12 protein-coding genes are annotated in these 12,424 nt (G+C 44.9%); 5 read left to right on the forward strand and 7 right to left on the reverse strand.

Annotated features, from left to right (window positions below):
- Nucleotides 1-24: 24 nt before the first annotated feature.
- The 6 genes from yigB to lptM are packed head-to-tail and all read right to left on the reverse strand — an operon-like array spanning nucleotide 25 to nucleotide 4,650.
- Nucleotides 25-741 carry a 5-amino-6-(5-phospho-D-ribitylamino)uracil phosphatase YigB gene (gene yigB / locus ACTRWI_RS14855; RefSeq protein WP_499132450.1) on the reverse strand — a complete coding sequence of 239 codons (717 nt, stop codon included), beginning with the start codon at nucleotides 739-741 and terminating at the stop codon, nucleotides 25-27.
- Between the two features lie 10 nt (nucleotides 742-751).
- Nucleotides 752-1,684 carry a tyrosine recombinase XerC gene (gene xerC / locus ACTRWI_RS14860; RefSeq protein WP_499132452.1) on the reverse strand — a complete coding sequence of 311 codons (933 nt, stop codon included), beginning with the start codon at nucleotides 1,682-1,684 and terminating at the stop codon, nucleotides 752-754.
- Nucleotides 1,653-2,351: a DUF484 family protein gene (locus ACTRWI_RS14865; protein ID WP_499132453.1), complete on the reverse strand. Its 699-nt coding sequence runs from the start codon at nucleotides 2,349-2,351 to the stop codon at nucleotides 1,653-1,655. Before ACTRWI_RS14865 ends, xerC begins: the two co-directional genes overlap by 32 nt.
- Nucleotides 2,352-2,396: 45 nt before the next feature.
- Nucleotides 2,397-3,227 carry a diaminopimelate epimerase gene (dapF, locus tag ACTRWI_RS14870; RefSeq protein ID WP_499132454.1) on the reverse strand — a complete coding sequence of 277 codons (831 nt, stop codon included), beginning with the start codon at nucleotides 3,225-3,227 and terminating at the stop codon, nucleotides 2,397-2,399.
- Nucleotides 3,228-3,238: 11 nt separating this feature from the next.
- Nucleotides 3,239-4,492 carry a diaminopimelate decarboxylase gene (lysA, locus tag ACTRWI_RS14875; RefSeq protein WP_499132456.1) on the reverse strand — a complete coding sequence of 418 codons (1,254 nt, stop codon included), beginning with the start codon at nucleotides 4,490-4,492 and terminating at the stop codon, nucleotides 3,239-3,241.
- 41 nt (nucleotides 4,493-4,533) lie between these two features.
- Nucleotides 4,534-4,650, reverse strand: coding sequence for an LPS translocon maturation chaperone LptM (gene lptM, locus ACTRWI_RS14880; protein WP_063524726.1), 117 nt, complete (start codon nucleotides 4,648-4,650; stop codon nucleotides 4,534-4,536).
- A gap of 75 nt (nucleotides 4,651-4,725) precedes the next feature.
- On the opposite strand from lptM, the gene cyaY reads away from it, so the two are divergent.
- Entirely contained in the window at nucleotides 4,726-5,040 is a 315-nt protein-coding gene (gene cyaY / locus ACTRWI_RS14885; RefSeq protein WP_004740462.1) for an iron donor protein CyaY, read from the forward strand.
- 70 nt (nucleotides 5,041-5,110) lie between these two features.
- Here the strand turns inward: cyaY and ACTRWI_RS14890 are convergent, their stop codons facing one another.
- The gene (locus ACTRWI_RS14890; RefSeq protein WP_499132457.1) at nucleotides 5,111-7,639 is read right to left on the reverse strand and encodes a class I adenylate cyclase; all 2,529 of its coding nucleotides are present in this window, start codon (nucleotides 7,637-7,639) and stop codon (nucleotides 5,111-5,113) included.
- Nucleotides 7,640-7,982: 343 nt separating this feature from the next.
- Here ACTRWI_RS14890 and hemC point away from each other — a divergent pair, with 343 nt between their 5' ends.
- The 4 genes from hemC to ACTRWI_RS14910 are packed head-to-tail and all read left to right on the forward strand — an operon-like array spanning nucleotide 7,983 to nucleotide 12,070.
- Entirely contained in the window at nucleotides 7,983-8,921 is a 939-nt protein-coding gene (hemC, locus tag ACTRWI_RS14895; RefSeq protein WP_499132458.1) for a hydroxymethylbilane synthase, read from the forward strand.
- Between the two features lie 2 nt (nucleotides 8,922-8,923).
- Nucleotides 8,924-9,652 carry a uroporphyrinogen-III synthase gene (locus ACTRWI_RS14900; protein ID WP_499132460.1) on the forward strand — a complete coding sequence of 243 codons (729 nt, stop codon included), beginning with the start codon at nucleotides 8,924-8,926 and terminating at the stop codon, nucleotides 9,650-9,652.
- 19 nt (nucleotides 9,653-9,671) lie between these two features.
- Nucleotides 9,672-10,889 carry a uroporphyrinogen-III C-methyltransferase gene (locus tag ACTRWI_RS14905; protein ID WP_499132461.1) on the forward strand — a complete coding sequence of 406 codons (1,218 nt, stop codon included), beginning with the start codon at nucleotides 9,672-9,674 and terminating at the stop codon, nucleotides 10,887-10,889.
- The gene (locus ACTRWI_RS14910) at nucleotides 10,889-12,070 is read left to right on the forward strand and encodes a heme biosynthesis protein HemY (protein WP_499132462.1); all 1,182 of its coding nucleotides are present in this window, start codon (nucleotides 10,889-10,891) and stop codon (nucleotides 12,068-12,070) included. The genes ACTRWI_RS14905 and ACTRWI_RS14910 overlap by 1 nt, the downstream gene beginning before the upstream one ends.
- The last annotated feature ends 354 nt before the right edge of the window (nucleotides 12,071-12,424 follow it).

Consider the following 12,424-nt stretch of genomic DNA (forward strand, 5'->3'; position numbering starts at 1 on the left):
GACACAATAAGCCTGCAGTAGCCATTAAATTAGTCGCATAAGATCGCTGAGCTGTTCTATTTCAACATCAGGAAGCAAACTCGCCTTCGAAGATAGGTATAAATTGGAACCAGTATCATTAAACCAGCATGCTTGGAAGCCATTTTTCTTGGCTCCGTAGACATCCGTCCTTAAATGATCACCCACATGTAGAATATTGCTAGCATCAAAGCCTAAGTACTGTTGTGCTTTCTCAAACATGTCTGGGTAGGGTTTAGCTTTGCCGTCTGGTCCCGCTTTAAGAATGAGTTGGAAATATTGCCCGAGTCCAATTTTGTGGGGATCAACATTGCCATTGGTTATCGCAACCAAAGGAATACGCTTGGCAAGTTTCGCCATCACACGATGGGTTTCTCGAGGGACATAGACTTGATTGCGTAGCCATAAAGCGTGTTCGATACCATCACGAGCCGCCTGTTCCGCTTGCTGCTGAGAGTAGCCCAACTGCAGTAAACCAGTCTTAATTTGGGTTTCACGCCACAAGGTGACGTCATGCTTTAGCTCTGGATTTTCCGAGGCGACGCGTTGTTTTACAGCTTGCCACTCATCCAACGACAAAGAAGCAGACACAGGGTGCTCTTGAAAAAGCCACTGCGCCATCTCTTTCTCAACCTTCATGATCACAGGCCAGTTGTCATATAGAGTGTCATCCAAATCAAAGGTCATGGCTTTGACAGGCTGTAAACCTCGGTAAATTCGCATAGTAAAACCTTTAATCTTTATTTTTCTTACGGGCTCTTGGGTGAGCCTGATCGTATGCTTGTGCTAGATGCTGGAAATCTAAGTGAGTGTACACTTGGGTAGTCGAGATATTTTCATGACCTAATAACTCTTGAACCGCACGAAGGTTTTGGCTCGACTCAAGCACATGCGTTGCAAAGGAGTGACGCAACTTATGCGGGCTAATATGGCTCGCCACAGATTGTTTCTTGCCCCATTCTTCCATACGTTTTTGTACACTGCGGGGTGAGATACGCGTCCCCAACTTAGAGACGAACAAGGCCTCTTCTCCCGGAGAAGCCAATTCACCACGGACTCTCAGCCACTTATCAACCCACTCTTTGGCTAAACCAGAAAATGGCGCCTTACGTTCTTTGTCACCTTTACCAATCACTCGGATTTCTCCTTGGCGGCTGAGTACGTCTTTCAGATTGATACCGACTAGCTCAGCAAGACGCAAGCCAGCACCGTACATCACCTCCATCATCGCTCGGTCGCGAATCGAGAGTGGATCGTCTTCATTCACGTCAAGTAACTGACCGACTTCATCTACATCGAGGTTTTTTGGTAACGGTCGCTGTTTACGAGGCGCAGAAACCCCTTTTGCAGGGTTCGCGGTTATTTCGCCCCGTAAGACAAGAAAATCAAAGAAGCTACGCAATGACGATAAGCGAGTCGCAATGCTGCTTGCCTTCATCCCATCACGCATGCCTTTACTGGCAAGTTGTCTTACCCAAGCCGCATCAACTTGACGCCAATCCTTTAGCCCAAGTGTGACTAAGTGTTCGGCCATGGTTTCAAGTTGTTGTTTGTAGTTTCTTTGGGTGTGTAGGCTGAGTCCCTTCTCGCTTCTGAGATATTCATAGAAGCGAGAAAGAGGCTTTTGAAGGCTATTAGGAAGAGGTGTGTTGGGCTCTAGGCTCATTATTTATCTGCCAAGGTAAGGTGTCCGCCAAATGAGACACGACAAGTGCTAAGTGGCGTAAAAAGAGCGTATCCATATGAGGTTGGAAATGTCCGCCATCTTCACTAGAAAAGGCGAGCAAGCCCAATGGAGACGGCTTAGCAAGCGGTAGTACTACATAAGAGCCTAGCTCTGGAACCGGAAAAGCACCAAACAAATCTTGTCTGTCTGCTTTTCTCAAACGCCCGAGGTAGGCATCTTTGCCATTAAAGTGGTTAAGTGAAAACTTCGAGTAGCCTTCTTCACTGAGTTGATAAAAACCCGTTTGCGAAAGGATTCGCATATGAGCCTTCAACCCAAGATCTAGTGCCTTTTGCTCAACCGCTTTAATTACCTGCATGAAATCACCGCATTTTAGCACTTGCGCTTGCAGATCCATAAACTCGTAGAAGGTTTTATCGTTATTCGCCGCCAGAGACATCAAGCCAGTGATCTCTTCTTCTAGCTCTTCGATTCTCTGGCGTTGACGTTTAAGCTGAATCTCGACCAGAGAAACGGCACCCTGCTCAATGTTATTAATAGCAAGGCGATCCACCAAATCTTTTCGGTCTTGGAAAAAATCTGGGTTATCACGTAAATATTCCGCGACCACTTCTGCGGTGAGTGCGTCGGCTTCAACGTTAGACAAAACCTATCCTTTATTTTTTATGTATCTATCTGTTATGTATCGTTATCAGCAAGAAAGCTGGCCATCAAACACATGCGTCGCTGGGCCCGTCATATACAGAGGTTTCCCCGGACCTTGCCAGCTAATGTGTAAGTCACCGCCTAGTAGGCTAACTTTCACATTCTCAGCCAGTAAGCCTTGAGTAATACCAACCGCAACAGCGCCACAGGCACCGCTACCACAAGCCTGAGTTTCACCTGCACCACGTTCATAAACACGTAAACGCACTTCTTCACGGTTAACCACCTGCATAAAACCAGCATTAACACGTTCAGGGAAACGCTCATGTGATTCAAGCAGTGGACCTAAGGTATCCAAATCGGTCGTATCGACATCATCAACCACGGTCACCACATGCGGGTTACCCATACTGACTGCGCCACAGAATAAAGTATGTGCATCGGTTCTTAGGATGTAGGTCTTTTCAGGTTGCTTCGCTTTAAATGGGATCTTGCTTGGTTCGAACTCAGGAATGCCCATGTTCACGGTGATCAGGTCATTCTCTTCAATCTTGAGAACCATTTTACCTTTCTTGGTGCTTACGTTGATGCTGTACTTATTCGTTAAGCCTTTCATGCGAACGAATCGTGCAAAACAACGAGCACCATTACCACACTGTTCCACTTCACTGCCATCCGCATTAAATATGCGGTAATGGAAATCAGTTTCTGGATCATAGGGAGCTTCAACCACAAGTAGTTGGTCAAAGCCCACGCCAGTGTGACGATCCGCTAAACGACGGATCAAATCTGGAGAAAAGAAAATATTTTGAGTAATGCAGTCCACGACCATGAAATCATTGCCCAAACCATGCATTTTAGAAAAGTGGAAGTGCATAACGCTTTAAATTACTCCGGAAGAATGTTTTCAAGTGCCCACAAGCTCGTAAGCTCTTCGCGCTGACGAACTAGATGAGTTTTGTTGCCATCAACCATCACTTCAGCCGCACGCGAACGAGTGTTGTAGTTAGAGGACATTACGAAGCCATAAGCGCCAGCAGAACGAACCGCAAGTAAGTCGCCTTCTTCAAGCACCAAATCGCGGTCTTTACCTAGGAAATCACCTGTTTCACAGATAGGACCAACCAAATCGTACGTTACCGCTTCGCCTTGGCGAGGGTTCACTGGGACAATATCTTGCCACGCTTGGTAAAGCGCTGGACGCATCAGGTCATTCATTGCTGCATCGATAATGGCAAAGTTCTTGTGCTCTGTTGGCTTAAGGAACTCAACTTTCGTCAATAATACACCAGCGTTAGCAGCAATCGCTCTTCCAGGCTCGAAAATCAGCTCTAGATCAGAATGATTGTCTAAACGAGCCAATAGCGCTTTGGCGTAATCTGAAGGCTGTGGTGGCAGTTCATCACGATAAACCACACCCAAACCACCACCGACATCAAGGTGCTTAATGTTAATACCATCAGCACGCAGTTGATCGATCAGGGCAAGTAAGCGGTCAGTCGCATCAATGAAAGGTTCGAGGTCAGTCAGTTGAGAACCGATGTGGCAATCAATACCATGGATAGACAGGTTTTCTAGTGTTTGTGCAAAGGCGTAAACAGCAGGAGCACGGTCGAAGGCGATACCAAATTTGTTATCACGCAGACCGGTAGAGATATAAGGGTGAGTGTTTGCATCAACATCTGGGTTGATACGCAGTGAAATCGGCGCCTTAACACCAAGCTCACCAGCCACTTTGTTCAGTCGCTCTAGCTCTGGCTCAGACTCTACGTTGAAACACTTAATGTTCAACTCAAGCGCACGTTTCATTTCAGCAGCTGTTTTTCCGACACCGGAGAACACAACTTTCGCTGGATCGCCACCTGCAGCGACTACACGCTCTAGCTCACCGCCAGAAACGATATCGAAGCCAGAACCTAATCGTGCCAGAGTGTTCAATACGCCGAGGTTCGAGTTCGCTTTAACGGCATAACACACCAGATGTGGATGCTCGCCAACCGATGAATCGAATGCATTCCAGTGGCGTTCTAATGTAGCGCGAGAATAGACATACAGCGGCGTACCATATTGCTCTGCGAGTTGTGAAAGTGCAACGTCCTCAGCCCAAAGCTGGCCATCTTCCTGATAGTTGAAGTAATCCAAAGTTCTTATCCCTTATAAATAACGATTTCTGCGTGTTTCACTTATTGTGATTGTTCAGTCTGCTGAACTTCATCAGGATCGTATAACGGACCCGTTTGACCACAACCAGAAAGTCCAATAACGGACAGCATAAACAGAGCGGTAATTAATTTTTTCATTTTGCATATCGTGATTATTAACTCAATGCCCCCTATAATCGCACCACACTCAGGAAAAGCAATAGGATAGAAAGGATGAACGAGACTGAATTTCATCAACTAGTCGATATACAGATGCAAAACATCGAAGAAGCTATCGACGATTCAGAGGCAGATATTGATTACGAAGTGACTGGTAACGTGATGACGCTGGAGTTTGAGAACCGCAGCCAAATCATTATTAACCGCCAAGAACCAATGAAAGAAATCTGGTTGGCGTCTAAATCTGGTGGCTTCCACTTTAAATTAATCGACGACAAGTGGACATGCTCTAAGACAGGCATGGAGCTATTTGAGATGGTTAAAGAAGAATGCGTGAAGCACGCAGGTGAAGAGATCGATTGGGTCTAATCATTTGTAAGCATAACTAAAAAGGAGTGAATCAATCACTCCTTTTTTAATATCAATCAGTCTAAATAAACTAGATGTTAACTATCTTTGAACTCCGAGAAGCTAAAGTGGCATCGTTACGATAAGGCACAACATAAGAATTGCCCTCTTCTGGGTGAACGATTTGATAGTACTGAGGCAAGTTAAAGTTAATCAATTTAGATGACATCTTCGACTCATCTTTCACCGATGTGTAGAAGGTATTCACACTCGCGATCATCTCATCTTTTTCACCACTGTACTGGTGATAAGCTTCAACCTGATTCGACTCGTCCAATACGTAAATATTGAAACCTTTATCAGTATCTTCAAAGAAGAACTGGATTAAGCCTTCACTCGCAAAGCCATCCACCACTTCTGGCAGTTGATACTCTTGCTCTTTATCCAGCATCAGTAAAGGTGAACCCTTGAGCTTATTAGTAGAGATACTACGGTAGAAATCAACCGAGTTTTCTAGCATCTGTACCGATACACCACGGCGCTCAAAGAATAGGCCAAACATCTTGTTAGCGAGACGAATAGCTTTAAAGCGGCGACGTTTCTCTGGCTCAATTGGTTTTAGTCTCAACTCGATACACTCAGCAAGCAGTTGATACACCATGTTACGCATCACACCACGCAGGTTTTTGCTGTAACAGAACACATCAACTGATTCTGGCGGTAACGCATCTTGGTGCATCTTGCCTAACACCGTCTTCAGGGCATCAAGCATCGCCATATCACCTTGAAAGTGAAGAGTACGTACTTCATGCCAGGAGTTACGGTAAACCAAATCAACACTGCCGACTAAGCTCTTACCTTCTTCACCAAAACTGAAGATATCCACATTTTTGAGATCCACTTTTAGTTCTCGACCACTTAACTCGGAAGTCGGGTCATTTTCAAAGTTGATGAACATCGCCAGTTGGCTAATCTCACATGGGCTCGCAAGTGCCTGCATACTCGGACGACGCTTACGCAACGAGAAGGTATTACGCAAGTCACTCACCATTTGATAGAACTTATCGATATCAATATGGGCATCACGAACCACAGAGTGAAGACGTGTAGATTCAGTGATCAAGCCATTAAAGAACGACCAAGCCACTAACTTACTTAAGTACTCATGGTGCTCCAGTGATGGTTGACCAAGAATACGATGTGCAATCAGCGGCTGCTTGTACAAGTACCAGCCCGCTTTATTAGTTTGTCCTTGGCGAACCTCAATAAAGCTCAAATCAGGTTCGTGAAGATCCGGAGAAATTTGCGGATTCAGCAGCGTCACTTTACCTGGCAACACCTCAAACGCCGCATACAGCTTACGCGCTAGGATACTGACATCTTGCGGGCTGATTGCCGAAGTAATGTCATTACGACGTGCAAACTGAATCAGGTTACGATAGCTCAGCATCAAAGCATCAAGTAGCGCATGGTGCACCACCTTCACTTGCTCTACCTTCCAGTTACGGCGGCTATCAAGCTCTGCAATAGTATCCTGACCCCAGTTCCAAGATTGAGTCATCTCGGTGAGCGCTTCACGACGCCATGCAACAGAGCCAGTGCCCGCCTCACGTGACAACTTCTCATGGGTCTTCAGATAAAAACAGCGTCTTACCAAGTCCAATCGAGTGTGGTCGTTGATACGTTCTAGATAGCGAGTCACCTTCTCTAGCATCAGATAGTAACTATCCATGCCATACAGATCAGGCTCATCCGCGAAGAAGCGGCGCTTAGTATCAATACTCAGTAGCTGAGTGTGTGGGTATTCCCATGAATAGGCTTCTAGCAAGATCGCCTTTAATACCGATTTATACGGAGAGTCGATACTCTTGTAGAGCTGCCACAAGTTAGAACCGAAGTACTCTTCAGCAGGGATACGATTCAGCTTGCCGAAATCAATCCACTGCGAACAATCAAGATAGCCATCTCGACATAAGCCCTGAACATATTCGTCATAGCACTCTTCCATTTCTGGCGGAATAATTTGCCACAACAGACGTTGGCCAGCCAAACGAACGGCAGAACGGTAGAACTCATCAAGTAACAGCAAGTGCTGAGAAGAACCACAGTTATCACCGGTCATCTCTTCAGAGTGGTTTGAACGGAAGCGCTCTTCATCCATTAAAAAGAAGTTAGCTTCAACACCTAAGGTTTCAGCCCAGTCGGTAATCAACAGACATTTGTTGGTAAGGCTATCACGCGCAGGGCCATCCATATTCGAAGATACACACACCCAGATATCGAGGTCACTTGAAGTGCTTTGACCTATAGAAGAGGTACTGCCCATAGTGTACAAACCTAGAATTGCCGGCTCCGCAGACTCGGTTAGCTTGCCACCTAAAGTAAGTTCAGTATCAGAGACAAATTGCTTTTGGAATTCATTAGGCGTGAAGCTACGAATTCCAAAAGGAACTTGTTGGTCGTAATAACCAGGCATCATTGGATGATTGAAATGAAGCAGTGCAGGAATAAGGTTAAAAACTCGTTGGCCTTGCACATTCATCAACGCCAACGCACGATCAATACGCTGTTGATTAAGATTGTCTAATCGTTGAATCAATGTTTGAGTGTAAGCCTGCAAGGTAAGTCCTTGGTTTGAGATTAAATGCACTTCTGTTTAGTTACTGAACGAATGCAGCAACAAAACGTGATCAATTTAACACTTTCACCCCTAATGGTAAAGCAAAGGAAGCCGCCAGACTGGCCAATCCCTTAATGAAAAAAGTTAAATTCACGGCGCCGTAGTGTCCTCTTTATTGACTATTTCTAATAATAGCCCATGTTTCAAATGAGATACCAATCACACTATTTTGGTGAACTTATGAAAATCTCTCAGCTATCAAAGCATGGAATGATCAAACAGTAAGAATTTTCGCCCCACAATGGTAGGATTAGGCTATTACAAAACCTATATCGGAAACACCATGACAAATTCAGCACCAATCCGTATCGCAACCAGAAAAAGTCCTCTTGCCCTTTGGCAGGCATACTTTGTAAGGGATGCTCTTCAAGCTGCTCACCCTGGTTTAGAGGTTGAGTTGGTAACTATGGTGACCAAAGGTGACATCATCCTAGACACTCCGCTTGCTAAAGTGGGTGGTAAAGGTCTGTTCGTAAAAGAACTTGAAGTGGCAATGCTAGAAGGTCGTGCTGACCTTGCGGTTCACTCAATGAAAGATGTGCCTGTCGACTTCCCTGAAGGTCTAGGTCTTGTAACGATATGTGAACGTGAAGATCCTCGTGACGCATTCGTATCAAACACATACAACAACATTGATGAACTGCCACAAGGTGCTGTCGTAGGTACATGTAGCCTACGTCGTCAGTGTCAATTACTAGAATACCGCCCTGATTTGATCATCAAAGAACTTCGCGGCAACGTGGGCACTCGTCTAGGTAAACTCGATGTCGGCCAATACGATGCAATCGTCCTAGCAGCAGCAGGCCTCAAGCGTCTAAAACTAGAAGAGCGTATCCGTAGCTTTATCGAACCAGAGCAATCTTTACCAGCAGTAGGCCAAGGCGCTGTAGGTATCGAGTGTCGTCTTGATGATGAACGCTTAATTAAACTTCTTGAGCCTCTAAATGACAAAGATACTGCAGACCGTGTTCTGTGCGAACGTGCAATGAACTTAACACTAGAAGGCGGTTGTCAGGTGCCTATCGGTAGTTACTCTCTACTAGACGGCGACAACATCTGGCTACGTGCATTGGTTGGTGAGCCAGACGGTTCTAAAATGATTCGTGGTGAGATATCTGGCCCTCGTGAAGAAGCAGAAGCGCTGGGTGTGACTCTGGCTAATCAACTGCTAGATGATGGTGCGAGAGAAATCCTAACCAAGCTATACACAGACCAAGAATAATCATGACAGTGTTGGTAACTCGTCCCGGTGTAGAGGGACAATCGCTTTGCCAACAACTAGCGGATGAAGGGATTCAAGCAATCCATCATCCGCTTATCCGTATCATTGATAATCCAGATTCGGATCACTTAAGCGACCAGCTTAACAAAAGCGACATCATCATCGCTGTCAGCCATCATGCCGTAGCCGCGGCTCAAAATATACTTTCTAAAACTTCGTGCGTTTGGCCTAATTCGCCGCTTTATCTTGGCGTTGGTCAAAAAACTGCGCACGTTTTAAGCAAAACCTGTAAACAAAAAGTAAACTATCCTCAAGTTAGTGATAGTGAACATCTTCTTCAACTTGCTGAACTTAGTGACGTAAAAAATAAATCCATTTTGATACTGCGTGGGAATGGTGGGCGAGAGCTCATTCGGGATTCTTTGCTCAACCTAGGTGCACAAGTCTCTTATTGTGAGACCTACCGTAGAGAATATATTCCCATAAACGATCACAATACCTATCAAAGATGGATAAACAAAAAAACGTCCAAAGTAGTCGTCACGAGTCAGGAGCAACTGGAGTATCTGTGCTCCATTACCCCTGATGAGTATTCTGCTTGGCTTTCAACGAGACATTTGTTTGTTCCAAGCAAGCGCATAGCACAACGAGCACAACAGCTCGGTTTCTCTAACGTTACGAATACTCAAAGTGCTGCGAACCAAATATTACTGGCTGCTCTCCAGCCCTAGCTAGAAACAGGAAATAAGCATGACAAGCAAAAAAAATAATGAGCATATTGAACCTGAACAGAACCAAAATACTCAGCCAGTAGCGACCAAAGACGAAACCGCTGAATCAAAAGAAACAGAACCAAAGCTTGATGCTCCTGCATCGAATAAGACTCACAATGAGCAGCTTCAAGCAGACCACAAAGAGCAAATTGAAAAAGCAGAGAAACAAGGCAAGCGCGGTGTGAAATTTGGCGCTATCGCTATCGCAATTTCTATTATTTTCAGCGGCGGTATTGCCTTCCAAATGCAGCAAAAAAGTGCTGAATATGCAGATCAAATCGCAGCACTTCAAGCCCAGCTACAAAATACTCAATCAGCAGTAAATAAAGACCTGCAAGCTATAAAGCAAGAGACAATCCAAGAAGCATCACATGCGGTAGAGAAAACTCAGGTTGTACAATCTCAACAACAAAAGAGCATCCAAAGCCTGCAGCTAGCAGTAGCTGATGTTAAGGGTCGTCGTCCAAATGACTGGCTGCTTGCAGAAGCTGACTACCTAGCAAAACTAGCTGGTCGTAAACTATTCCTTGAGCATGATGCAGTTAGCGCAACCAAACTAATGGAAAGTGCCGATCAGCGTATCGCTGCACTTAACGATCCAAGCCTAGTATCACTGCGTCAGTCAATGACCGATGACATCACCAAGCTTCGTACTATCCCTCTGATCGACCGCGATGGTTTGGTCCTACGTATCACAAGCCTTCAACAGCAAGTCGATAAACTACCTCTGGCGAATGCAATTCTTCCTGAGGCTGAAATCGTCGAGAAAAAAGCCGTATCTCAAGACATCAATGATTGGCAAAGTAACCTGATGACGTCGATGAAAGACTTCTCAGAGAACTTCATCACTTTCCGTAGCCGAGATGGCGAGGTTATCCCTCTACTATCACCAGAACAGCACTTTTACCTACGTGAAAACATCAAAGGTAAACTAGAAACCGCAATTCGTGCGGTCTACAAAGAACAAGGCGAAGTTTATAGCGCTGCTCTAAAGACAGCTAACGAGTGGTCTAAGTCATACCTAAACCAAGATGACAATTCAGTTATCGAGTTTGAGAAGGCTATCGAACAGCTAAGCGAGCAAAACATCACTGTTAAATACCCTGTGAAACTTGAGTCTCAGAATCAGTTGTCTGATGTGATTCGTGAACGCCTACGCCGTGAGGTAACGGTAATGACCTCGGAGGAGAAATAATGATTCGTTTAACCTTTCTTTTCCTCGTTCTGGGTGCAGGTCTATTTGTCGGCACGCAATTTTCAGGTCAACAAGGCTATGTACTGATCTCAATTGCCAATAAGACAATTGAAATGAGTGTGACAACACTGGCGATCTTTGTGATTGCACTTTTAGCGGCACTATTCGGCCTAGAATACCTATTTAAAAAGCTGATTTATGCAAGTTCAACAACTTGGAATTGGTTCAGTGTTCGTAAACTAAAGCGCTCTCGCCGCTACACCAATGAAGGCATAATCAAACTTCTTGAAGGTGATTGGAAAGGTGCAGAGAAGAAGGTCACACGTTGGGCTAACCACCACGACATGCCTCTGCTTTGTTACCTAGTGGCTTCTCAAGCAGCACATGAACAAGGTAATACTGCTGAACGTGATAAATACATCGAACTGGCTAGCCAACAAGATGATTCGCTGTTGGCAGTAGAGCTAACAAAAGCGAAACAGCAAATCAGTGAATCAAACTATGAAGCTGCTTTCGATAGCCTTTCTAGCTTAAAAGGCTCACATCCAAACAACACTGCGGTTCTGGGCTTGCTAAAAGCGACCTACATGCAGCTTAATTTATGGCAACCGTTACTGGAACTGACGCCTAAGCTCGCTAAGAACAAGCTTCTAACAGCAGAAGAACAGAGTGAATTAGAGCAAAATGCACAATGTGGTTTACTTCACGATGTGGCACAACAGCAAGGCAGCGAAGGCTTGATCAGTCACTGGAACAAGCTTCCAAGAAAACAAAAGCAAAGCTCACACCTTGTCTCTTGTTTCGTAAAACAACTGATCGCCCGTAAAGCCGATGCAGAAGCTTTCACAGTTATCAAAGAGAACATTGCTAAAACAAATTCGAACGAGCTCTACATGCTACTTCCAGAGCTGAATCTTGCTGATCACCATCCAGTGGTTGTTATGCTAGAGCGCGCTATCAGCAAAGATAACAATAATGCAGAAGCACACAGTGCATTAGCTCAGCTCTACTTAAGAGAACAGAAGTGGGCAGAAGCACAAAACCACTTCGAGAAAGCTCTAGCACTTCGCTCAAATGTATCAGATTACGGATACTTATCAGACGCACTAGAGAAGCAAAACTTAACCAAAGCAGCCCACGAGGTTTCTCGTAAGGCACTCGCTTTAGTTCAACCAGCTTAAATATCTCTGTATAAATAAGAAGCCGATGCCCAGCATCGGCTTTTTTGTATCTATAAATTCCCTCTCAGCCGGCCCAACCTCCCACCCAGAGCAAAATCATCTAGACCAATCACTTAAGTAAGATTAAAGAGCATCAAGAGATAGCACTTCAATTAAGTCCCTAAATAACGCTTAGCGAGGCATTGGTGCCAATTCTAATAAAAGTATCAAAATAAGAAATACCCCCTTTAGGCACGATTAGAGAGAGTAAATTTCTACAATAGACTACCAGCTATATCTCCCATTTTAGGAGAGATCCTATAGCGTCTAGCCTCAGAGTCCATTTGTTACCAGAAACAACCAAGCCAAAATAAC

This window comes from Pseudoalteromonas sp. G5_S1_14_S5 (assembly GCF_054968605.1).